Origin of the sequence: Pseudomonas resinovorans NBRC 106553 (assembly GCF_000412695.1) — a bacterium.
Taxonomy (GTDB): Bacteria; Pseudomonadota; Gammaproteobacteria; order Pseudomonadales; family Pseudomonadaceae; genus Metapseudomonas; species Metapseudomonas resinovorans_A.
The window spans coordinates 5,579,527-5,601,611 of the sequence record NC_021499.1; the positions used below are offsets into that span (position 1 = coordinate 5,579,527).

Consider the following 22,085-nt stretch of genomic DNA (forward strand, 5'->3'; position numbering starts at 1 on the left):
GCTTCTTCGCGAGCAGAGCTCGCTCCTACTTTCTTCACCAACTAACTTTCGTGCGCCTCTTCGGCCGTCGGCGTGTTGCGTTTCTTCTTGCTGTCCAGCCAGTCCGAGGCCTTCTCCACCAGCATGTAGAACATGGGGATGAAGAAGGTGGCGATGAGGGTCGCGGCGAGCATCCCGCCGATCACCCCGGTGCCGATGGAGTGGCGGCTCGCCGAGCCCGCGCCGGTACTGATGGCCAGCGGCACGCAACCGAGGATGAAGGCCAGGGACGTCATCACGATGGGACGGAAGCGCAGCTTGGCCGCCTCCAGCGCCGCCTCCGCCGGTCCCATGCCCTGCTCGCGGCAGAGCACCGCGAACTCGACGATGAGGATGGCGTTCTTCGCCCCCAGGCCGATCAGGGTCACCAGGCCCACCTGGAAGTACACGTCGTTCTGGATCCCCCGCAGCCAGACCGCGAGGATGGCGCCGAACACCGCGAAGGGCACGGCGGTGACCACCGCGATGGGCAGAGTCCAGCGTTCGTACTGGGCGGCGAGGATCAGGAACACCATGATCAGGCCGAAGACGAACGCAGTACTGCCGGAACCGTGGGTGGCCAGTTCCTGGTAGGCCGAGCCGATCCAGCCGAGGGTGTAGTCCTCGCCCAGCACCTCGCTGGCCACTTCCTGCATGGCCGCCAACGCCTGCCCCGAGCTGAAGCCCGGCGCCGGCCCGCCGAGCACCTTGGCCGCCGGGTAGACGTTGAAGCGCGCGTAGGAGTCGGGACCGAGGATGCGCTCCACCCGCACCAGCGACGACAGCGGCACCAGGTCGTCGCTGGTCGAGCGCACATAGACCTGGCTGAGGTCGTCCGGCTTGCGGCGGAACTCCGGCTCGGACTGCAGGCTCACCTGCCAGGTGCGTCCGTAGAGGGTGAAGTCGTTGACGTAGTAGCTGCCGAAAGTGGCCTGCATGGCGGTGAACACATCGCTGATCGCCACGCCCAGGGCCCGTGCCTTAGTGCGGTCCAGGTCGATGTAGTACTGCGGCACGTTGGCGTTGAAGGTGGTGTTCACCCCCGCCAGCTCGGGGCGCTTGGCCGCCGCCGCGACGAACTTCTGCACCACCTGTTCGAGCTGCTGCACGGTGCCGCCGCTGCGGTCCTGGATGTAGGCCTCGAAACCGCCGGTGGTACTCATGCCGGTGATCGGTGGCGGGTTGAACGACAGCACGATGCCGTCCTTCTGCCCCGCGCCCATGCCCATGAAGGTGCGGGTGAGGTTGCGCGCGTCCAGCTCGGGGGTGGTGCGCTCGCTCCAGTCTTTCAGCGGCACGAAGGACACGCCGGCGTTGCTGCGCGAGCCGAAGGTGAGGATGTCGAAGCCGGCGAAGGTGACCACGTCCTGCACCGCCGGGTGTTTCATCAGCTCCTCGGTGACGGCGCCGGTGACTTGCTCGGTACGGGTGAGCGAGGCGGCCGGCGGCAGGAAGTAGGCGTTGAGCACGTAGCCCTGGTCCTCGTCCGGCACCAGGGCGCCGGGCACCCGGCCGAAGAGGATCACCAGCAGCCCGATCATCGCGGCGAACACCAGCACACCCAGCGCCGAGCGCTTGAGGAAGAACTGCACGCCGGCGCCATAGCCGTTGGTGACGCGCTCGAAGAAGCGGTTGAACCAGCGGAAGGGGGCCGCCGGCTCGCCGTGGGTCGGTTTGAGCATCAGGGCGCAGAGGGCCGGCGACAGGGTCAGGGCGACGATGCCGGAAATCACCACCGAGACCGCGATGGTGATCGCGAACTGCTGGTACATCTGCCCTGCCAGGCCGCCGAGGAAGCCCACCGGGATGAACACCGCGCAGAGCACCAGGACGATGGCGATGATCGGCCCGGTCACCTCTTCCATGGCCTCGATGGCCGCCTCGCGCGGGCCGATCTTCTTGGTCGCCATCACCCGTTCGACGTTCTCGATCACCACGATGGCGTCGTCCACCACTATGCCGATGGCCAGCACCATGCCGAACAGGGTCAGCAGGTTGATGGAGAAGCCGAGCATGTACATGCCGGCGAAGGTGCCCACCAGCGACACCGGGATGGCCAGCACGGGGATCAGCGTGGCGCGCCAGTTCTGCAGGAAGATGTAGACCACCAGCACCACCAGCAGCAGGGCCTCGAAGAAGGTGTGGATCACCTCCTCGATGGAGACCTTGACGAACTTGGTGGTGTCGTAGGGGATCTTGTAGGCGATGCCCTCGGGGAAGCGCTTGGCCAGCCGGTCCATGGTCTCGATCACCGCATCGGCGGTATCCAGGGCGTTGGCGCCCGGCTGCAGGTAGATACCGAAGGCGGCGTTCTGCTGGCCGTTCAACGAGGTCATCAGGGAGTAGTCCTGGGCGCCCAGCTCAACCCGCGCCACGTCCTTGAGCAGCAGGCTGGCGCCGGTGGCGTCGGAGCGCAGGATGACGTTCTCGAACTCCTTGGGATCGGTGAAGCGGCCCTGGGTGGTCACCGTGTAGGTGAAGTCCTGGGGCTGGTTCAGCGGCTGCTGGCCGAAGCTGCCGGCGGCGAACTGGGAGTTCTGCTCGCGGATGGCGCTGACCACATCGCTGGGGGTGAGGTCGTACTGCGCCAGCTTGTCCGGACGCAGCCAGATGCGCATGGAGTAGTCCTTGGAGCCGAACTGGCTGGCGTCGCCCACACCGGGGATGCGCTTGAGCTCGTCGATCACGTTGATCAACGCGTAGTTGCTGATGAAGATCGGGTCGCGGGAGTTGTCCGGCGAGAACAGCGTGACCACCTGGAGGATGTCGGAGGATTTCTTCTCCACCTTCACCCCTTGCCGGCGCACCTCTTCCGGCAGCTTGGCCAACGCCGCCTGGACCTTGTTGTTGACGTCGATGGTGGCCTGGTCGGGGTCGGTGCCCACCTCGAAGTACACGGTCAGGTTCATGACACCGCTGCTGTCGGAGTTGGACAGCTGGTAGATCATGCCCTCCACGCCGTTGATTTCCTGTTCCAGGGGCGCGGCCACGGTTTCGGCGATCACCTGGGAGCTGGCGCCGGGGTAGACGGCGCTCACCGCCACCTGCGGCGGGAGGATTTCCGGGTACTGGGCAATAGGCAATGCACGCATGGCGGACAAGCCGGCGAGCACCACGACTATGGAGATGACCGCGGCGAAGACGGGTCTGTCGATAAAGAAGCGCGAGATCACGGCGTGCGCTCCTGTCAGGACTGCTTGGCGGCGGATTCAGCGGGGGCCTTGGCCTCCACCGCTTTCACCGGCGAGTCGGGCCGTACCTTGGGCAGGCCGTCGACTATTACCCGGTCGCCAGCGCTGATGCCGGACTCGATCACCCAGCGGCCGTCCCGCGTGTCGCCGGTCTTCACCTGGCGCACCCGCGCCATGCCGTCCTTGTCCACCACGTAGACGAAGGTGCCGCGCGGCCCCTGGGCCAGGGCTCGCTCCGGCACGGTGATGGCGTCCGGGCGGGTGAAGCCCTTCACCAGCACCCGCATGAACATGCCGGGCAACAACTTCTGCTCCGGGTTGGGCACCACGGCCCGCGCGCTGACGGTACCGGTACCGGTATTGACGAAGCTGTCGGTGAAATCCACCCGGCCGGCCAGCGGGTAGCTGGAGCCGTCGCCGAACTTCAGTTCGGCGCTGAGCAGGCCGTCCGGCGGCAGTTGGATCTTGCCGCTCTTGACGCCTTCGCGCATGCGCTCGGCCTCGGTATCCGGGTAGGCGAAGTTGACGTAGAGGGGATCGAGCTGGGTGAGCTGGGTGAGCAGGCTGCCGTTGGGATCGTTGGCCACGATCAGGCTGCCTTCGGAGCGGGTCTCCTTGCTGGTCATGCCGGAAATGGGCGCTTCCACCGTGGTGTAGTCGAGGTCGATCTGCCGGGCCTTCACCTCGGCCTGGGCGGCCTCGACGTTGGCCTTGCTCTGTTCGAAATTGGAAATGGCGTTGTCCAGCTCGCTCTCACTGGCGTAGCCCTTCTTCTGCAGCTCGCGGGTCCGCTTGAGGTCGCGCTCGGTCTGCCGGTAGCGCGCCTGCTCCTGGGCCAGGGCACCCTTGGCCCGCGCCAGGGCGGCCTCGTAGGTACGCGGGTCGATGCGGAACAGCACCTGGCCCGCCTTGACCCGGCTGCCTTCGGTGTAGGTGCGCTGCTGGAGGATGCCGCTGACCTGGGCCCGTACCTCCACCTCGCGGTAGCCTGCCGTGCGCCCGGCATACTCCAGCACCAGCGGCAGCGGGCCCGACTTGGCCACTTCCACCAGCACCTCGGGGGCCGGTGGGGCGCCGTCGGCGGCATGGACCATGCCGACGAAAAGGGCGCTTGTGACGCAAAGCACAAGATTGAAGGGAAGGCGGCGAGCAAACGGCATAAGGTGTCTCCATACGGTGCCGAGTCGGCAAACGAAGCAGGCGCTGAGCTATACATTCATTTGTGTGTGTAAACGGCTGTGTACCCTGGAAAATCGGTACACTCCGTCCCCCAAACAAGAAGCCTAGTCAGAATTGGCCTAACTGCTATGCGCAGAACCAAAGAAGAAGCAGAGAAAACCCGCATCGCCATCCTCGACGCTGCCGAGCACCTGTTCCTGGAGAGCGGGGTGGCACGCACGTCGCTGGAACAGATCGCCCGCGCCGCCGGGGTGACCCGTGGTGCCGTGTACTGGCATTTCCAGAACAAGGCGCACCTGTTCAACGAAATGCTGAGCCAGATACGCCTGCCCCCGGAGCAGATGATCGAGCGTCTGTACGGCTGCAACGGCCAGGACCCGATGCTGTCGCTACGCGACCTGTGCCTGGACGCCGTGGTCAACCTGGCGAAGGATGCCCAGCGCCAGCGCATCTTCACCATCCTGCTGCACCGCTGCGAATTCACCGAGGAACTGCGCGAGGCCGAAGAGCGCCACTACGCCTTCGTCGACCAGTTCATCCAGCTCTCCCACGACCTGTTCGACCGCCCCACCTGCCGCGAGCGCCTGCGCCCGGGCATCACGCCGTTGCTGGCGTCCCGGGCGGTGCATGGCTTGCTGGTGGGACTGTTCAGTGACTGGACCCGCGACCCGAAGCTGTTCGACCCGCTGACCGACTCCGAGCCCATGCTGGACGCGATGTTCCGTGGGCTGGTGAAGGATTGGGATTGATTGCAGAAGCGAGTTCGTTCGCGATCTGGAACAACGGGCCGCTGCGCGGCCCTTCGCGAATGAATTCGCTCCTACAGGGAGCTGCCCGTGCCGAGTGGGTAAATGTTTACGCGGCTTCGGCCGGGTAGCCTTCGTCACGAATCGCGGTGAGCACCTGCTCTTCAGCCAGCCGGCTGGCCACCCGCACTTCGCCGGCCGCCAGGTCGACCTGCACCTCGGCGGCCTGGTCCAGCGCCTGCACGGCCTGGGTGATGGCGCGGACGCAATGTCCGCAGGACATGCCTTGAACCTTGAATACCTGCATGGTGGTTCTCCTGTCTTGAGCCTGTGGACAGTTTCATCCTTGCCACGATGGCAAGGTCAAGGGGCGTTCTACACTTGAGCTGTCGCCCGCAGAGGACCTGCGCCATGAACCGCGTCATCGCCCTTCTCACCCTCCTCGCCCTGCCCTGGCAGGCCCCGGCCCAGTCGGCGCTGGACTACGCCGTGCTGATCGTTTCCCGTGAGCGCCTGGAGCTCGCCACCGCCTGTGACGTCGGCCTCTACCTGGACGACCAGTTGGCCGCGCGCCTGGTCCAGGGCCAGCTCTTCTCCTTCAACCTGCCGCCGGGGCCGCTGTCGATCCGCCTCGGCTTGCTCGGCCCCGGACCCTGCCGGCCGGGCATCGAACAGCTGCGCCAGCAGGCGATCACCCTGCGCGCCGGCGAAGTGCGCAAATTCCGCCTGGCGCAGAGCACCGAAGGGCTCTACCTGATACCGACCAACGCCTTCCAGTGAAGGCCTTGACCTTGCCATCGGGTCAAGGTTGATCCTAGCCTCACGCCAAGGAGGATCAACCCATGAGCAACCCCATCGCATTCGACCTGCCCATCGCCGGGATGACCTGCGCCAGTTGCGCTGGCCGAGTGGAGCGCGCCCTGAGCAAGGTGCCGGGTGTACAGGCCGCCAGCGTCAACCTCGCCACCGAGCAGGCCCGCGTCCAGGCCCCCGGCGACAGCCTGCCGGCCCTGGTGGCGGCGGTGCAGGCAGCGGGCTACGAGGTACCGGCCCAGCGCCTGGAGCTGGCCATCGGCGGCATGACCTGCGCCAGTTGCGTCGGCCGAGTCGAGCGCGCCCTGGGCAAGCTGCCGGAGGTGGCCGGGGTGACGGTGAACCTGGCCACCGAACGCGCCCACCTGCAGTTGTTCGGTGAAGCCGACACCTCGCGGCTGATCCAGGCGGTGGAGGCCGCCGGCTACTCCGCCAGCCTGATAGACGAGAGCAAGCCACCGCTGGACGACGCCCAGGCACGCCTGCGTCGCGAGCGCTGGGCGGTCTTGCTGGCCCTGGTCCTGGCCACGCCGCTGGTACTGCCGATGCTGCTGGAACCCTTCGGCCTGCACTGGATGCTGCCGGCCTGGGCGCAGTTCGCCCTGGCCACGCCGGTGCAGTTCATCCTCGGCGCGCGCTTCTATCGCGCGGCCTGGAAAGCCGTGAAGGCCGGCGCCGGCAACATGGACCTGCTGGTGGCCATCGGCACCAGTGCGGGCTACGGCCTGAGCCTCTACCAATGGTGGGCCGCGCACCCCGGCCACATGCCGCACCTGTATTTCGAAGCCTCGGCGGTGGTGATCGCACTGGTGCTGCTGGGCAAGTACCTGGAAAGCCGCGCCAAGCGCCAGACCAGCGCCGCCATCCGCGCCCTGGAAGCATTGCGCCCGGAACACGCCACCCGCCTGCGGGACGGCCAGGAGCAGGTCGTCGCCATCGCCGCCCTGCAACTGGGCGACCTGCTGGTGGTGAAACCCGGTGAACGCTTCCCCGCCGATGGCGAGGTGAGCGACGGCCAGAGCCACGCCGACGAAGCCCTGATCAGCGGTGAAAGCCTGCCGGTGCCCAAGCAGCCCGGCGACCGCGTCACCGCTGGCGCCATCAATGGCGAAGGCCGGCTGTTGGTGCGCACCACGGCCCTGGGCGGGGAAACCGTCCTGGCGCGGATCATCCGCCTGGTGGAAGACGCCCAGGCGGCCAAGGCGCCGATCCAGAAGCTGGTGGACCGGGTCAGCCAGGTGTTCGTCCCGGCGGTGCTGCTGATCGCCTTCGCCACCCTGGTGGGTTGGCTCCTGGCCGGCGCGGGCATCGAAACCGCGCTGATCAACGCCGTGGCCGTGCTGGTCATCGCCTGCCCTTGCGCCCTCGGCCTGGCCACCCCCACCGCCATCATGGCCGGCACCGGCGTTGCCGCGCGCCACGGCATCCTGATCAAGGACGCCGAAGCGCTGGAGGTGGCCCACGCTGTCCAGGCCGTGGCCTTCGACAAGACCGGCACCCTCACCTCCGGCAGCCCGCGCATCGCCCACCTGGCGACCACCGACGGCGACGAGGCTCCCCTGCTGCAACTGGCCGGCGCCCTGCAACGCGGTAGCGAACACCCGCTGGCCAAGGCGGTGCTGGATGCCTGCGCCGAGCGTGGCCTCGAGGCGCCCGCCGTGGACGCCAGCCAGGCCCTGGCCGGGCGCGGCATCCAGGGCCGGGTGGACGGCCGCCTGCTGGCCCTGGGCAACCGCCGCCTGCTGGACGAGCAGGGGCTGCCGCCCGGTGATCTGGCCGCGAGCGCCAAGGAGTGGGAGGCCGAAGGCCGCACCCTGTCCTGGCTGCTGGAACTGGAGCCGCAGCGGCGCGTAATCGGCCTGTTCGCCTTCGGCGACACGCTCAAGGAAGGTGCCGCGGAGGCCGTGGCGACCCTGCGCGCACGGGATATCCACAGCCACCTGATCACCGGCGACAACCGGGGCAGCGCGCGGGTGGTGGCCGAGGCCCTGGGTATCGAGTCGGTGCATGCCGAGGTGCTGCCGGCGGACAAGGCCGCCGAGGTCGCCGCGCTCAAGGCCGGCGGCGCCGTGGTGGCCATGGTCGGCGACGGCATCAACGACGCCCCCGCCCTGGCCGCCGCCGATGTCGGCATCGCCATGGGCGGAGGCACCGACGTGGCCATGCACGCCGCCGGCATCACCCTGATGCGTGGTGACCCGCGCCTGGTGCCGGCGGCCCTGGATATCTCCCGTCGCACCTACGCGAAGATCCGCCAGAACCTGTTCTGGGCCTTTATCTACAACCTGATCGGCATTCCCCTGGCCGCCGCCGGCCTGCTCAACCCCGTGGTGGCGGGTGCGGCCATGGCCCTGTCGAGCGTCAGCGTGGTGAGCAACGCGCTGCTGCTGAAAACCTGGAAGCCGGAAGAATGAGGACCACCCCATGAACATCGGCCAAGCCGCGAAGCAAAGCGGGCTGACCGCGAAGATGATCCGCTACTACGAAAGCATCGGCCTGCTGCCGGCGGCCGGTCGTAGCGACAGCGGCTACCGCCAGTACAGCAGCCAGGACCTGCACACCCTGGCCTTTATCAAGCGCTCGCGGGACCTGGGTTTCTCCCTCGAGGAAGTGGGCCGGTTGCTTGAGCTCTGGCAGGATCGCCAGCGCGCCAGCGCCGACGTGAAGTCCCTGGCCCGCGACCATATCGAAGCGCTGAACCGCAAGATCGCCGAGCTCGCCGGCCTGCGCGACACCCTCCAGGAACTGGTGGAGCACTGCCAGGGCGACCACCGCCCCGACTGCCCGATCCTCAAGGACCTGGAGTCAGGCGGCTGCTGCCACTGAAGACGCGGTCGAGCGCGCTTTTGGGCAGCACGGTGATGACCAGGCCGACGAACACCAGCACGCAGGCCATCCAGCCTGCCGCGCTGAGTTCTTCGCCCAGCAGCAACCAGCCGGACAACAGGCCGGAAACCGGCACGGCCAGGGCAAAGGGCGTCACCAGGCTGGCCGGGTAGCGCTGCAACAGGAAGCTCCACAGCCCGAACCCTACCGTGGTGGCGAGGAAGGCGATGTAGAGCAGCGCGCCGATGCCGCCCCAGCTCGGTTGGCTCAGGGCGCTGGCGATGGCTTCAGGCCCCTCGAAGACGTAGGACAGCGCCAGCAGGGGCAGCGGCGGGACCAGGCTGACCCAGCAGATCAGCCGCAGCATGTCGCTGGCGCCGCTGCGCTTGGTGGCGATATTGGCAAAGGCCCAGGCCAGCGCGGCGGCGATCACCAGCATGAAGGCCAGCAGGCTGTCCCCCAGGGGCCGGCCGAGGCCGATCAGCACCAGCCCGGAAGCCGCCAGCAGCAACCCCACCAGCCCCCGCCGGCTCGGCCGCTCGCCGAGGAACAGGGCGGCGATCAGGATGGTGAAGAACACCTGGCTCTGCAGCACCAGCGACGACAACCCCGCCGGCATCCCCAGGTGCATGCCGACGAACAGCAGCCCGAACTTCACCACGCCCAGCAGCAGGCCGATCTGCACGATGCGCCAGAACGGCGCCGGCATCGGCCCGCGCAGGAACAGCAGCGGCAACGCCGCCAGGGCGAAGCGCAGGGCGCAGAACAGCAGGGGCGGGAAGTCCTCCAGGCCGACCTTGATCACGACGAAATTCACGCCCCAGATCAGGGTGACCAGCAGGGCCAGGAGAATGTGCGCAAGCGGCATGGCGGCGGACTCCGGAAAGATCGCCACACGCTAGCAGCCGGAGGCGGAAATGTATGGATACAGATGGCGGGGAAAACTGTGAAGGTTGTATGGCCTATCCCGAAGGGCGCGGGTGACTCTCGCCGGCAGGCACGAAGCAGACTGTAGGATGGGTCGGGCGGCGTTCCGCGAGCCGGCGATACCCATCACTCCGGACAGCATGGGTATCGCTTCGCTCAACCCATCCTTGTATCTCTCCAGGGCAATGAGGTTAGCTACCTTGATGCCCAAGGCCGGGAAAGCCGTTCCCATCCTGAGAGCCTGACTCTGTTTCGTAGATTGTGCTCCCGGCCCACTTCTCCAACTCCTGAATGGTATCCAAGCCCCTCCAGCGGAGTGAGGCTGTATGAACAAGGCAAGGATCGAGAGATGGCGGTTATTGGAATCGATGTCAGCAAGCAAAAGCTCGACTGTCTGTGGCTACGCGACCCGGAAAGTCTGAAGGTCAAAACCAAGGTATTTACCAATCAAGTGGACGACTTCGCCGCGTTGGTTGATTGGTGTTGCACGCACACCGGAGCCACAGCCGGGGAACTGAAGGTGTTCCTTGAGGCCACCGGGGTCTATCACGAATCCTTGGCGTATTACCTGCACGAGCGCGGCGTTCAAGTCTTTGTCCTGAACCCGGCGCAGGTCCGCGACTATGCGCGCAGCCAGGGCATTCGTGGTAAGACGGACAAACAAGACAGCCTGGTGCTCGCCCGTTTTGGCGCAACCCAGAAGGCCCGGCGCTGGTTGCCGGAAGCGCGGGAAATCCGCGAGCTGAAAGCGATGATCGTGCGCTATGAGGCGCTGCAAGAGGACCTTCAGCGCGAACTGAACCGGCGGGAAAAGGCCGAGGTCAGTCAGGCCAGCCTCAGCGTAATGGCCTCCATCGATACGATGCTCAGTGCGTTGCGCCAGGAAGCCGAGCGCCTGAAACAAGAGATCGACGATCACATCGACCGGCACGACCAGCTCAAACGCAACCGACAGCTGCTGCAGAGCATCCAGGGCATCGGGGATGTCCTCTCCCGTCATCTGCTGGCGTTTCTGCACAGCCGCGACTTTGGCACTGCCCGACAATGCGCGGCTTTTGCGGGCCTGGTGCCACGACCTTGGGACTCCGGCTCATCGGTGAAGGGCAAACCTCGTTTGACCAAGGCGGGGCAGCCTCGACTGCGGGCCAAGCTCTACATGGCCGCGATTGTCGCCAAGCAGTACAACCCCACGGTTAGAGCGCTTTACCAACGTCTACTGGCGCGGGGAAAAGCCAAGATGAGCGCCCTGGGTGCCGCCATGCGCAAGCTGTTGCAGATTGCCTATGGCGTGCTCAAGACGCAGACACCCTATCAGCCGCAACCGACCTGATAGGGTCGGTTGCATCTGATCGGAGAGATGGTATCTACGAACTCACCCCAGCCCTGTAGGGGCGAATTCATTCGCCAAGCAGGCCGAAGGGCTGCCCTCACCCCAAGAGGGAGCCAAAAGTGTCGATCAGGACCGTAGGGGGGCCGTCCATGCCGACATGAAAAAGGGCCGCAAAAGCGGCCCTTCTCGTTCAGGCGGAAACCATCAGGCCTGCGACTGCAGGTAGTTCTCCAGGCCGATGCGGTCGATCAGGCCCAGCTGCTGCTCCAGCCAGTAGGCGTGGTCTTCCTCGGTGTCCTTGAGTTGCAGGGCGAGGATGTCGCGGCTCATGTAGTCCTTGTGCTTCTCGCACAGGGTGATGCCCTTGCTCAGCGCGGCACGTACTTCGTATTCCAGCTTGAGGTCGGCACGCAGCATGTCCGGCACGGTGTGGCCGGGATGGATGGTGCGCGGGCGCATGTCCGGGGTGGCTTCGAGGAACAGGATGCGCTGCAGCAGGGCGTCGGCGTGCTGGGTCTCCTCCTCCATCTCATGGTTGATGCGCTCGAACAGCTTGTTGAAGCCCCAGTCCTGGTACATCCGCGAATGCAGGAAATACTGGTCCCTGGCAGCCAGTTCGCCGCGCAACAGGTCCTTGAGGTAATCCACCACTTCGGCTTGGCCTTGCATCTACGCATCTCCGGAAAAACGATAGATAAGGATCGTGCGCCGAACCGATCCGGTCAAGTCGGCCTCACTCACGCATCCACGGCGGCGTGGGCTCTTCCCGCACTTGCGGCGCGTCCTGCTCGGCGAGCGCGGCCTGGCGCCGGGCCTCGTCGGCCAGGGCGGCCTTGATCTCGCGCATCACGGCATCCAGGTCGGCGGCGTCTTCTGGCTCGTCGAAATGGCCGGTCAGCGGCGTTTCCGGGGTCAGCTTGCCGTCCTCGTAAAGCGCCCACATTTCCTTGGCGTAACGGGTGTACTTCAACTCGGGGGCGAACTGGCCGAAATATTCGGCCATGTTGCCGACATCACGCTCCAGCATGCGGAAAGCGTGGTTGTTGCCCGCGGCATCCACCGCCTGGGGCAAGTCGATGATCACCGGGCCATAGGGATCGAGCAGCACGTTGAACTCGGACAGGTCGCCATGGACCAGGCCGGCGCAGAGCATCTTCACGATCTCGCCGATCATGAAGCTGTGGAATTCGCGGGCGTCCTCGGGCGTCAGGTCGACATCGTTCAAGCGCGGCGCGGCGTCGCCGGCACCGTCGCTGACCAACTCCATCAGCAATACGCCATCGAGGAAGTCGTAGGGTTTGGGCACCCGCACCCCGGCACTTGCCAGGTGGAACAGCGCGGCCACCTCGGCGTTCTGCCAGGACTCCTCGCGCTCGCGACGGCCGTACTTCGAGCCCTTGGCCATGGCCCTGGCGTCGCGGCTGTTGCGCACCTTGCGGCCCTCCTGGTACTCGGCCGCCTGGCGGAAGCCGCGCTTGTTGGCCTCCTTGTAGACCTTGGCGCAGCGCAGCTCGCTGCCGCAACGCACCACGTACACGGCGGCTTCCTTGCCGCTCATGAGCGGGCGCAGGACTTCATCGATCAGGCCATCTTCCAACAGAGGCTCAAGGCGTTTCGGGGTCTTCATGCAAGTGCGACGGGCGGCATCCGAGGAGAGGGGAACAATGGGCGACTTTATACGGCATGCGGGCAGCGGCGGCTATCCACGACGCGACAGGCCGCGACGCAAGGTGTCGATGGCATAGCGTACCTTGGCCGGCAAGGCGTCGCGACGCGGGGTGACGATGTAGAGCCCGAGGGGCGTCGGCTGCCATTCGGGCAGGAGCGCCAACAGCCGACCACTGGCCAGTTCTTCACGAATTTCCGGCCCCGGCTGCAGGGACACCCCCACCCCGGCCAGGGTGAAGCTGCGCACCGCGAGGATGTTGTTGCAGCCCACCCGGCTTTCCAGCCGCAGGCGCTGCTGCTCGCCGCCGGGGCCGGTGAAGGTCTGGTGGAATTGCTGGCGCTCGCCGTTGAGGCTGATCCAGTCCAGCTCCAGCAACCGCTCAGGAAGGCTGATGGGCCCGCAGCGCGCCAGGTAGGACGGCGCGCAGCAGAGCACCGCCGGCCAGTCGGCGAGGTGGCGCGCCACCAGGCTGGAGTCCTCCTGGCGGCCGACGCGGATGGCCAGGTCGATGCGCTGCTCCACCAGGTCCACCGGCTCGTCATGGAAGAACAGTTGCAGGCTCAGGCCGGGATGGGCCTCCAGCAGGGGCGCCAGGGCCTCGGTGAGCATGCCGTTGGAAAAGCCCACTGGCGCGGCGATGCGCAACTCGCCCACCGGCGCGTCGCGCAGCTCGGCCAGGCGCTGCTCGGCCTGCTGGGCCAGCTCCAGGACCTGGGCGCAGCTCTTGTAGAACACCGCTCCCGCCTCGGTCAGCGTCAGCTTGCGGGTGGTGCGGTGCAACAGACTGACCTGGGTGTCCTGCTCCAGCTTGCGGATCTGCTGGCTGACCGCCGAGGCCGTCATGCCCAGCACCTGCGCCGCGGCCACCATGCTGCCGCGCTCCACCACCGTGGCGAACACCGCCATGCGCTTGAGCTGCTCCATTCGTAAGCTCCGCTTAATTGTGAAAGCGCCTTTGGCTACTTTTTCCAATGATTATCCAGCAGCGATTATGCATCACCTCGCAACCCAGACTGGAGATGCACATGAAGATCGCCCTGATCGGCGCCAGTGGATTCGTCGGATCGGCCGTCCTCGGCGAAGCGCTGCAACGCGGCCACGCGGTAACCGCCATCGTCCGCCACCCGGAAAAGCTCGAGCCGCACCCCCAACTTGCCGCCCGCCAGGGCGACGCCTACGACGCCGCCGACATTGCCCAGGCGGTGGCCGGCCATGACGCGGTGGTCCACGCCTTCAACCCCGGCTGGGGCGAGGCAAACATCCGCGAGCTGTTCCTCCAGGGCACCCGGGCCATCTTCGCCGGCGCCAAGCAGGCCGGCGTCGCGCGCCTGCTGATGGTCGGCGGTGCCGGCAGCCTCTACGTGGCGCCGGGGCTGCAACTGATCGACACGCCGCAGTTCCCCGCCGAGTACAAGGAAGGTGCCGAAGGCGCTCGCCAGGCACTGGAGCTGATCCGCGCAGAAAGCAGCCTGGACTGGAGTTTCATTTCCCCGCCCGCCTTACTGGAGCCGGGCTCGCGCACTGGCCGCTTCCGCATTGGCGGCGACCAGCTGCTGATGAGCGGTGACCACCCGGCGAACATTTCCGTGGCCGACCTGGCCGTGGCCATCGTCGACGAACTGGAACAACCCCAACACCTTCGCCGACGCTTCACCGTCGGCTACTAAGGAGCAACGCAATGACCCTCAGCGCAACCGCCCATGTCGTCACCGCCACCCCGGCACGCTACATCAATCGCCTGTGCAAGCACTTCGCCCACCGGGTGCCCGTCAGTCATGACGAGCAACAGGGCCGCATCGAATTCGACCTGGGCCTCGGCCTGCTGCGTGCCGAAGGCGACGGCCTGACCCTGGCCGTGGAAAGCGCCACGCCGGAAGGCCTGGAGCGCCTCAAGGAAATCGTCGGCAGCCACTTCGTGCGGGTGGCCTGGCAGGAAGAACTGGACCTCGAGTGGAGCGCCTGACCGCCCCCCCCCCCCCCCCCGGGGCTGGCCCCCAATAGCTGAGCCCCATTCCCCACTCCTGGCCCACGCCCCACCCAATTCCCTCCCTGAAACCCCGGACCAGAGCGGTTTCCCGCTCATGGCACAGGCATTGCTCGTGTCCTGTTGCAACGGTGAAACACCCCAGGTGCAGGCCCGGACGGCTGCAGGTGCTGAACGTAATCGTGCAATAGGGAGGTTCTTTCGAATGACCGACTCCAGTTGGCTGTTTGATTCCGAAACCGGCATGGGCGAGCCGCTTCTCAGCGACGACGCGGACCCCTTCCCATTCCAAAGCGAGCTGTCAGGGAACGACCGCCGGGAGTCCTCGGCCACGCCCTGGATCGAATACGTCGCCGGCCAGTGGGTGGTGCTCAAGCAGCGCCGCGACGTGCCCAACGAGCGACGCAGCTACCACGCCATGCGCATGCATGTGGACAAGCTGCTGGAAAAGGGCTGGAGCATCACCGGCCGCGACCCGGTGCGCCTGGAGCTGCACCAGCGGGTGAAGATCGTGCGGGGCGGGGTGCTGGTGGATGGATGATGCCCGTGGCGTTTCGCGAGCTTGCATCAGTCGTAGGATGGGTTGAGCTTGCGATACCCATCAACCCTGACCGCATGGGTATCGCTCCGCTCAACCCATCCTACGCACCGCAGCGGTCATCCCCGGGCCGAAAAAAAGGGCGGCCCCGACAGTGCGGGCCGCCCTAAATCACGGAGTTGCTTACATCGCGTGACGGCGATGACTTGCCGTCACCGGTATTGGATTACTTTTCCAGGATCGCGGTCACACCTTGGCCACCGGCGGCGCAGATGGAGATGAGCCCGCGCCCCTCACCGGCCACCGAAAGCAGCTTGGCGAGGTTGGCGACGATCCGCCCACCGGTGGCGGCGAAAGGGTGGCCGGCGGCCAGCGAGCTGCCCTTGACGTTCATCTTCGAGCGGTCGATGTCCCCCAGGGGTTCGTCCAGGCCAAGGCGCGTGCGGCAGTAGTCGGCGTCTTCCCAGGCCTTGAGGGTGCAGAGCACCTGGGCGGCGAAGGCTTCGTGGATCTCGTAGTAGTCGAAGTCCTGCAGTTTCAGGTTGTTGCGTGCCAGCAGGCGCGGCACCGCGTAGACCGGCGCCATCAGCAGGCCCTCCTCGCCGCTGACGAAGTCCACCGCCGCCGCTTCGCCATCGCGCAGGTAGGCGAGCACCGGCAACCCGCGAGCTTTCGCCCATTCCTCGCTGGCCAGCAACACCACCGAGGCGCCATCGGTGAGCGGGGTGGAGTTGGCCGCCGTGAGCGTGCCCCGTGGGCCCGTCTCGAAGACCGGCTTCAGGCTCGCCAGCTTGTCGGCGCTGATGTCCGGGCGCAGGTTCTGGTCGCGGGTAAGCCCCCGGAAGGGCGTTAGCAGATCGTCCTGCCAGCCTTCGGCGTAGGCCGCCGCCAGCTTCTGGTGGCTGGCGATGGCGAGCTGGTCCTGCGCATCGCGCGGGATCTCCCAGGTCTGCGCCATCAGCTCGCAGTGTTCGCCCATGGACATCCCGGTGCGCGGCTCGCCGTTGCGCGGGATGTGCGGTGCCAGGTGACGCGGACGTATCTGCAGCAGGGCCTTGATCTTGTCCCCGGTGGACTTGGCGCGGTTGGCCTCCAGGAGGATCTTGCGCAATCCCTCGTTGACCCCGATGGGCGCGTCGGAGGTGGTGTCCACGCCACCGGCGATGCCGCATTCGATCTGCCCCAGGGCAATCTTGTTGGCCACCAGGATGGCCGCCTCCAGCCCCGTGCCGCAGGCTTGCTGGATATCGTAGGCCGGGGTTTCCGGCGCCAGCCGCGAGCCCAGCACGCACTCGCGGGCCAGGTTGAAGTCGCGGGAATGCTTGAGCACCGCGCCAGCGGCGAACTCCCCCACCCGCACGCCATGCAGGTTGAAGCGCTCCACCAGGCCTTCGAGCGCGCTGGTAAGCATGTCCTGGTTGCTCGCCGTGGCGTAGACGGTGTTGGAGCGGGCGAAGGGGATGCGGTTGCCGCCGACGATGGCGACCCGGCGAGGCTGGGTCATGGTGACTCCTTGCAGGTGAGGATTGGCAGGTTGCAGTGTCGGATACAAGACTAGACGTCTGGATTGGCCGCTTCGACGGCGGACGGGCCAGCGCGGTCGATTGCGCGCAGCCCGCGACTGCGTAGAGTGTGCCCACTTTCGATTGACCAGCAGGAGCGCTATCCCATGAACGACCGTTACCTCGCCTTCGCCAACTCCAACACTGGCCGGCGCCTGGTGGGCGCCCTCGGCCTGCCGGCGCCGCTGCGCCTGGAGCGCTGGATGGCAGGCCGTACGCGGCCGGTGGAAGGCGCCTTGCTGCTGGGCGGCCAGGGCGAACTGGCCGAGGCCGCCAGTGCCGTGCTGAACAAGCTCACCGACCAGAACTTCGTCGTCGAGGAAGGCCGCTTCGGCCTGCCGCGCTGGACGGCCGAGGGCGGACCGAAGCTCAAGGCGCTGGTCTTCGACGCCAGCCAGCTGACCCGTTTCGAGCAGTTGATCGAGCTGCGCGACTTCTTCCAGCCCGCCCTCAAGGGCCTGGGCCGGTGCCCGAAAGTGGTGGTCCTGGCGCGCGCGCCGGAATCCACCCGGGACCTGGTGGCCGCCAGCGTACAGCGCTCCCTGGAGGGGTTCACCCGCTCCCTGGGCAAGGAAATCCGCCGGGGCGGCAATGTGCAGCTGGTGTATGTCGGCGAAGGCGCCGAAGACCAGCTGGAAGGCGTGCTGCGCTTCCTGCTCTCGCCCAAGAGCGCCTACGTCTCGGGCCAGGTACTGCGCCTGGCCGCCTGCGCCGAGAAGGTCCGTGACTGGACCCGACCGCTGGCCGGCAAGCGCGCCCTGGTTACCGGCGCGTCCCGGGGCATCGGTGCCGCCATCGCGGAAACCCTGGCCCGTGACGGTGCCGAGGTGGTGCTGCTGGACGTGCCCCAGGCCCAGGACGCCCTCGACGGCCTGGCCGCGCGCCTGGGCGGCCGTGGCGTGACCATCGATATAACCAGCGACGACGCCGGGGAGCGCTTGCTGGAGGCCCTGCCGGACGGCGTGGATATCCTGGTGCACAACGCCGGCATCACCCGCGACAAGACCCTGGCCAAGATGAGCGACGAGTTCTGGAACGCGGTGATCAACGTCAACCTGCGGGCGCCACAGGTGCTGACCCAGGCCCTGCTGGACGGCGGCAAGCTGCACGACAATGGCCGCGTGGTGCTGATCGCCTCCATCAGCGGTATCGCCGGCAACCTCGGCCAGACCAACTATGCGGCGAGCAAGGCCGGGGTGATCGGCCTGGCGCAGCACTGGGCGCCGACCCTGGGCCAGCGCGGCATCAGCATCAACGCCGTGGCGCCGGGCTTCATCGAAACCCAGATGACCGCCGCCATTCCCTTCACCCTCCGCGAAGCCGGGCGGCGGATGAACTCCATGGGCCAGGGCGGCCTGCCCCAGGATGTGGCCGAAGCCGTGGCCTGGTTCGCCCAGCCGGGCTCCGGCGCGGTCACCGGGCAGGTGCTCAGGGTGTGCGGGCAGAGCCTGTTGGGGGCGTAGCGCCGGAACGCGTTCCTACGCGTCCCGCCGGCCCTTGCGCCGGAACTCCACCGGCGTTTCCCCCACCCAGCGCTTGAACGCCCGGTAGAAGGTGCTCGGCTCGGAAAAACCGGTGCGCTCCACGATCACGTCGATGCGCTCATCGGTGTCCAGCAGGAGTTCCTTGGCCAGTCGGCAACGGTAGTCGGTCACCAGGTCGTTGAAGCGCACGCCGGCCACGCCCAGGCGTTCGCGCAGACGGCGGGCCGGCATGTTCAGCCGCGCGGCCACCTGCTCCAGGGTGGCGCCACCATCCACCAGCAACTCGCCAATCAGCGCGCGAACCTGGCGCACCAGCTCCAGGCGTTCGCCTTCGACCAACCGGCGGCGAGCGTTGGTCTCGTCCGAGTCGGTCTCGCGGGTGCGCAGGGCATCGATCACCGGGTGTAACAGCGTCACATCGTCGGTCAGATCACTCGTCATTTTCTGAGAATTCTTATTGTCTGCGAGGCGTGATCATCTTATGCGGCTTTTTCTCCGCCGCTCAAGGCCGCAATTCACAGCCCTGCCACCCACCAGGGACGGTCGGCCAATGTGCCCCCGGCGCCACTGGCTATGCTGAGCCCCACGCGCCTCAAGGAGATCACCCATGGCCACCGACTGGCTCGAGCTGTCCTCACCCCCGGCCCTCCCCGGCCTGTTCGCCCGCGCCGCCGTGCGCCGTGGCCTGCGCGGCAAGACCCTGCCCGAGCTCGGCGTGCGCGGCCCGGCAAGCGTCGACCCCGGCAACCTGGAGCGCTACCGCGCCCTCTGCGGCTTCAGCGGCAAGGGGCTGTTGCCGGCGACCTACCCGCACATCCTCGCCTTCCCGCTGCAGATGCGCCTGCTCACCGACCCGCGTTTTCCCTTCCCGTTGCTGGGCCTGGTGCACCTGGAAAACCGCATCCGCGTGCTACGCGCCCTGGGCGGCCTCGGGCCCTTCGTCGTCAGCGTGCAGGTGGACGGCCTGCAACCCCATGAAAAGGGCGTCACCTTCAGCCTGATCACGCGCCTGGAAGACCAGCTCGGCCTGGTCTGGGAGGGCGACAGCCGCATTCTCTTCCGCGGCCTGCGCCTGCCCGGCGAACCACCGTCACGCGCCAGCGAACAGAGCCTGCCGCTGGAACCGCTCGGCCAGTGGCCGGCGCCCGCCGATATCGGACGGCGCTATGCCCATGTGTCCGGCGACTACAACCCCATTCACCTGTCGGCGCCGAGCGCCAAGTTGTTCGGCTTCCCCCGTGCCATCGCCCACGGCCTGTGGAACAAGGCTCGCTGCCTGGCCGCCCTGGAGGGCCGCCTGCCCGTCGCCGGCTACGAGGTGATGGTGCGCTTCCAGAAACCGGTACTGCTGCCCGGCGAAGTCGAACTGCTGGCCAGTGCCCCCGCCGCCGAAGGCCAGCTTGCCTTGCGCGGCAAGGACGACACGCCGCACATGGTCGGCGGCTGGCGCCTGCTCGGCTGACCCTTGCACCGGCGCGCGGGCAGCGGGACCATAGGCGGCTCAAGGAGAGCACCATGAACCTCGACGAACTCACCGCCCGCCTGCACGCGATCCGCGACCAGAACGACTGGCGGCAATTCCACAGCCCGAAGAACCTGGCCATGGCCGCCAGCGTTGAAATGGCCGAACTGGTGGAAATCTTCCAGTGGCTGAGCGAAGACCAGTCGCGCCAGCTGCCCGCCGAAAAACTCGCCCACGCCGGGCAGGAAGTCGGCGACATCGTCCTCTACCTGTTGCTGCTCTGCGCCGAACTCGGCCTGGACATGGACGCCGTGGTGCGCGCCAAGCTCGCCGACAGCGAAAGGCGCTTCACATGAGCGACCGTCACTTCGATGAAATGGCGACGCGCTTCGCCGAGAAGATCTACGGCGGCGCCAAGGGCGCCATCCGCCTCGCGGTGCTGCAGGCCGACCTCGCCGAAGTCCTGCCCGACCGCCCGCTGCGGGTGCTGGATGTGGGCGCCGGCCTCGGCCACATGGCGCTCTGGCTGGCCGAACGCGGCCACCAGGTGACCCTCGCAGAACCCGCCGAACCCATGCTCATCGGTGCACGCCAGCGCTTCGCCGATGCCGGGCGCCAAGCCACCTTCATCCAGGCATCCTGGCAGGAACTGCTCGGCCAGCTCACCGAGCCCTACGACCTGGTGCTGTGCCACGCCGTGCTGGAATGGCTGGCCGATCCGCACGCCATTCTCCCGGTGCTGCACCAGCTCACCGCCAAGGACGGCCTGCTGTCGCTGGCCTTCTACAACAAGGACGCGCTGATCTACCGCAACCTGCTCAAGGGCCATTTCCGCAAGCTGCGCAAACACAAGTTCGCTGGCGAGGGGCAGAGCCTGACCCCGCAACAGCCGCTGGACCCGCGTGAACTGGCGGCGCAACTCGCCGGCCACTGGCAGGTCGAAGCGCAGAGCGGCGTGCGGGTGTTCCACGACTACATGCCCCAGGAATTCCAGGCCAAGGCCGAGCTGGTCGACCTGCTGGAAATGGAACTCGCCTACCGCCGTCACCCCAGCTACCAGGGACTAGGCCGTTACCTGCACTGGATCTGCCGGCCGCTCTGAATGGAGGCCCCATGAAATTGCCCGCCCTGCTTGCCGCCCTGCTGCTGCTCAGCGCCTGCCAGAGCCCCAACCCCTACCTGGCCGAATCCCGCCCGCTGCCGCCCGCCCCGCCGGGCGCGGCCAGCACCTTCGACCGCAGCGCCTACCCGGCGGCGCCCCGCGACTTCGGCCGCTACCGCAGCTGGGCCTGGCAGGGCGGCCAGCTGCCGGCCGGCAACAACTGGGCGAGCCCCGAGGAGATGGCCGACCTGGTCAACTCGGGCCTCGACCAGCACGGCCTGCGCCAGGCCCGCAGCCCCGACCAGGCCGACCTCAAGGTCAGCGCCAGCCTGCGCTATGAACGGCGCCTGCGGCAGTACGACGACTACGGCGGCGCCTATTACGGCAGCGGCCCCTGGCGCGACCAGTACGGCGCCTGGGCCACCGTGCCCCTGGTGCGCACCTACGAAGAACAGGTGGCGGTGGTGTACCTGGAGTTCTTCGATGCCCGCGACAACCAGCCGGTCTGGAGTGGCAGCGGAGAAGCCAGTGCGGGCGGCAGCCGCTCCGATGGCGTGGACGCACTGCGGGATGCGTTGAACGCCGCGCTGGACGACTACCCGCCCTACTGACGTCTCTTGCGGTGACACCAAATTGCCCTTGCCGGCCACCCTGGCTTGCGCTTCGATAGGGGTCTAGGCCGAGGAGATCCGATCATGATCCGCCGCACGCTACTCCTGTTCACAGCCCTGTTCCTGGCCGCTTGCCAGAGCTATGACGTGACCCGCGATTTCGACAGCTCTCGTGACTTCAGCGCCTACCGCACCTGGAGCTGGAAGGAACCCGGCCTGCAGTACCGCCCGGATGATCCACGGATCAAGAGCGACCTAACCGAACAACGTATCCGCGATGCCGTCGGCCAGCAGCTGGACCAGCGCGGCCTGCGCCCGGCCAGCAGCGACAAGGCCGACCTCAAGGTGCAGTCCTGGCTGATAGTCGATGAGCGCCAGCGCGAATCCAGCTACAACTACGGCGGCTACTGGGGTGGCTATTGGGGCGGTTACTGGGGTGGTCCGACCTATACCGAAACCCGCATCTACAACTACCGGGTGGCCACCATTCAGGTGGACCTCTTCGACGCCCGGGACGGCAAGATGGTCTGGCGCGGCAGCGCCGAGCAGATCATGCAGAGCTCGCCGCCCAGCCCCGCCGAGCGCGAGGCCGCCATCCGTGAAACGGTCGCCAAGGTGATCGCCCAATTCCCCCCGCACTGAG

At 67.0% G+C, this 22,085-nt stretch carries 22 protein-coding genes and 1 pseudogene; 14 read left to right on the plus strand and 9 right to left on the minus strand.

Annotated elements, in window-relative coordinates; genetic code table 11:
- Positions 1-41: 41 nt before the first annotated feature.
- Positions 42-3,191, minus strand: a complete 3,150-nt coding sequence (locus PCA10_RS25115; RefSeq protein WP_016494899.1) for an efflux RND transporter permease subunit — start codon at positions 3,189-3,191, stop codon at positions 42-44.
- 14 nt (positions 3,192-3,205) lie between these two features.
- On the minus strand, positions 3,206-4,369 hold the full coding sequence (locus PCA10_RS25120) for an efflux RND transporter periplasmic adaptor subunit (RefSeq protein ID WP_016494900.1): 1,164 nt from the start codon (positions 4,367-4,369) through the stop codon (positions 3,206-3,208).
- Between the two features lie 147 nt (positions 4,370-4,516).
- Here PCA10_RS25120 and PCA10_RS25125 point away from each other — a divergent pair, with 147 nt between their 5' ends.
- Positions 4,517-5,137, plus strand: coding sequence for a TetR family transcriptional regulator (locus PCA10_RS25125; protein ID WP_016494901.1), 621 nt, complete (start codon positions 4,517-4,519; stop codon positions 5,135-5,137).
- 106 nt (positions 5,138-5,243) lie between these two features.
- On the opposite strand, the gene PCA10_RS25130 is transcribed toward PCA10_RS25125, so the two are convergent.
- Positions 5,244-5,441 (minus strand): heavy-metal-associated domain-containing protein, encoded by a 198-nt coding sequence (locus PCA10_RS25130; RefSeq protein WP_016494902.1) that lies wholly within the window; start codon positions 5,439-5,441, stop codon positions 5,244-5,246.
- 104 nt (positions 5,442-5,545) lie between these two features.
- Here PCA10_RS25130 and PCA10_RS25135 point away from each other — a divergent pair, with 104 nt between their 5' ends.
- From PCA10_RS25135 to cueR, 3 genes are all read left to right on the plus strand, one after another.
- On the plus strand, positions 5,546-5,914 hold the full coding sequence (locus PCA10_RS25135; protein WP_016494903.1) for a hypothetical protein: 369 nt from the start codon (positions 5,546-5,548) through the stop codon (positions 5,912-5,914).
- A gap of 62 nt (positions 5,915-5,976) precedes the next feature.
- Positions 5,977-8,361 (plus strand): heavy metal translocating P-type ATPase, encoded by a 2,385-nt coding sequence (locus PCA10_RS25140; protein WP_016494904.1) that lies wholly within the window; start codon positions 5,977-5,979, stop codon positions 8,359-8,361.
- 10 nt (positions 8,362-8,371) lie between these two features.
- The gene (cueR, locus tag PCA10_RS25145; protein WP_016494905.1) at positions 8,372-8,773 is read left to right on the plus strand and encodes a Cu(I)-responsive transcriptional regulator; all 402 of its coding nucleotides are present in this window, start codon (positions 8,372-8,374) and stop codon (positions 8,771-8,773) included.
- Here the strand turns inward: cueR and PCA10_RS25150 are convergent.
- Positions 8,739-9,641 (minus strand): EamA family transporter, encoded by a 903-nt coding sequence (locus tag PCA10_RS25150; RefSeq protein ID WP_016494906.1) that lies wholly within the window; start codon positions 9,639-9,641, stop codon positions 8,739-8,741. The two genes, cueR and PCA10_RS25150, sit on opposite strands and share 35 nt — an antisense overlap.
- Positions 9,642-10,049: 408 nt before the next feature.
- Here PCA10_RS25150 and PCA10_RS25155 point away from each other — a divergent pair, with 408 nt between their 5' ends.
- Positions 10,050-11,030, plus strand: coding sequence for an IS110 family RNA-guided transposase (locus PCA10_RS25155; RefSeq protein WP_016492035.1), 981 nt, complete (start codon positions 10,050-10,052; stop codon positions 11,028-11,030).
- Between the two features lie 204 nt (positions 11,031-11,234).
- Here PCA10_RS25155 and bfr read toward each other — a convergent pair whose 3' ends face one another.
- The 3 genes from bfr to PCA10_RS25170 form a co-directional block, all read right to left on the minus strand.
- A complete protein-coding gene (gene bfr / locus PCA10_RS25160; RefSeq protein ID WP_016494907.1) occupies positions 11,235-11,699 on the minus strand; it encodes a bacterioferritin in 465 nt (154 codons plus the stop codon).
- A gap of 64 nt (positions 11,700-11,763) precedes the next feature.
- On the minus strand, positions 11,764-12,657 hold the full coding sequence (locus tag PCA10_RS25165) for a PA4780 family RIO1-like protein kinase (RefSeq protein ID WP_016494908.1): 894 nt from the start codon (positions 12,655-12,657) through the stop codon (positions 11,764-11,766).
- A gap of 72 nt (positions 12,658-12,729) precedes the next feature.
- Positions 12,730-13,623 (minus strand): LysR family transcriptional regulator, encoded by an 894-nt coding sequence (locus PCA10_RS25170; RefSeq protein ID WP_016494909.1) that lies wholly within the window; start codon positions 13,621-13,623, stop codon positions 12,730-12,732.
- A 101-nt stretch (positions 13,624-13,724) separates the two neighbouring features.
- Between PCA10_RS25170 and PCA10_RS25175 the strand changes: the two genes are divergently transcribed.
- The 3 genes from PCA10_RS25175 (at position 13,725) to PCA10_RS25185 (ending at position 15,224) form a co-directional block, all read left to right on the plus strand.
- Entirely contained in the window at positions 13,725-14,366 is a 642-nt protein-coding gene (locus tag PCA10_RS25175) for an NAD(P)-dependent oxidoreductase (protein ID WP_016494910.1), read from the plus strand.
- Between the two features lie 11 nt (positions 14,367-14,377).
- Positions 14,378-14,662, plus strand: a complete 285-nt coding sequence (locus PCA10_RS25180) for a DUF2218 domain-containing protein (protein WP_016494911.1) — start codon at positions 14,378-14,380, stop codon at positions 14,660-14,662.
- A 226-nt stretch (positions 14,663-14,888) separates the two neighbouring features.
- Positions 14,889-15,224, plus strand: coding sequence for a hypothetical protein (locus tag PCA10_RS25185; RefSeq protein ID WP_016494912.1), 336 nt, complete (start codon positions 14,889-14,891; stop codon positions 15,222-15,224).
- Between the two features lie 223 nt (positions 15,225-15,447).
- On the opposite strand, the gene PCA10_RS25190 is transcribed toward PCA10_RS25185, so the two are convergent.
- Positions 15,448-16,725 carry an acetyl-CoA C-acetyltransferase gene (locus PCA10_RS25190; protein ID WP_016494913.1) on the minus strand — a complete coding sequence of 426 codons (1,278 nt, stop codon included), beginning with the start codon at positions 16,723-16,725 and terminating at the stop codon, positions 15,448-15,450.
- Between the two features lie 165 nt (positions 16,726-16,890).
- On the opposite strand from PCA10_RS25190, the gene PCA10_RS25195 reads away from it, so the two are divergent.
- Positions 16,891-18,246: a 3-oxoacyl-ACP reductase gene (locus tag PCA10_RS25195; protein WP_016494914.1), complete on the plus strand. Its 1,356-nt coding sequence runs from the start codon at positions 16,891-16,893 to the stop codon at positions 18,244-18,246.
- A gap of 15 nt (positions 18,247-18,261) precedes the next feature.
- Here PCA10_RS25195 and PCA10_RS25200 read toward each other — a convergent pair.
- A pseudogene (locus tag PCA10_RS25200) lies at positions 18,262-18,627 on the minus strand (helix-turn-helix domain-containing protein); the annotation flags it as partial.
- Positions 18,628-18,874: 247 nt separating this feature from the next.
- On the opposite strand from PCA10_RS25200, the gene PCA10_RS25205 reads away from it, so the two are divergent.
- The 5 genes from PCA10_RS25205 (at position 18,875) to PCA10_RS25225 (ending at position 22,084) form a co-directional block, all read left to right on the plus strand.
- Entirely contained in the window at positions 18,875-19,729 is an 855-nt protein-coding gene (locus PCA10_RS25205; protein WP_016494916.1) for a MaoC family dehydratase, read from the plus strand.
- Between the two features lie 53 nt (positions 19,730-19,782).
- Positions 19,783-20,085: a MazG-like family protein gene (locus PCA10_RS25210; protein ID WP_016494917.1), complete on the plus strand. Its 303-nt coding sequence runs from the start codon at positions 19,783-19,785 to the stop codon at positions 20,083-20,085.
- The gene (locus PCA10_RS25215) at positions 20,082-20,831 is read left to right on the plus strand and encodes a methyltransferase domain-containing protein (RefSeq protein WP_016494918.1); all 750 of its coding nucleotides are present in this window, start codon (positions 20,082-20,084) and stop codon (positions 20,829-20,831) included. Before PCA10_RS25210 ends, PCA10_RS25215 begins: the two co-directional genes overlap by 4 nt.
- An 11-nt stretch (positions 20,832-20,842) precedes the next feature.
- On the plus strand, positions 20,843-21,442 hold the full coding sequence (locus PCA10_RS25220) for a DUF4136 domain-containing protein (protein ID WP_016494919.1): 600 nt from the start codon (positions 20,843-20,845) through the stop codon (positions 21,440-21,442).
- Between the two features lie 84 nt (positions 21,443-21,526).
- The gene (locus PCA10_RS25225; protein ID WP_016494920.1) at positions 21,527-22,084 is read left to right on the plus strand and encodes a DUF4136 domain-containing protein; all 558 of its coding nucleotides are present in this window, start codon (positions 21,527-21,529) and stop codon (positions 22,082-22,084) included.
- Position 22,085: the final 1 nt, after the last annotated feature.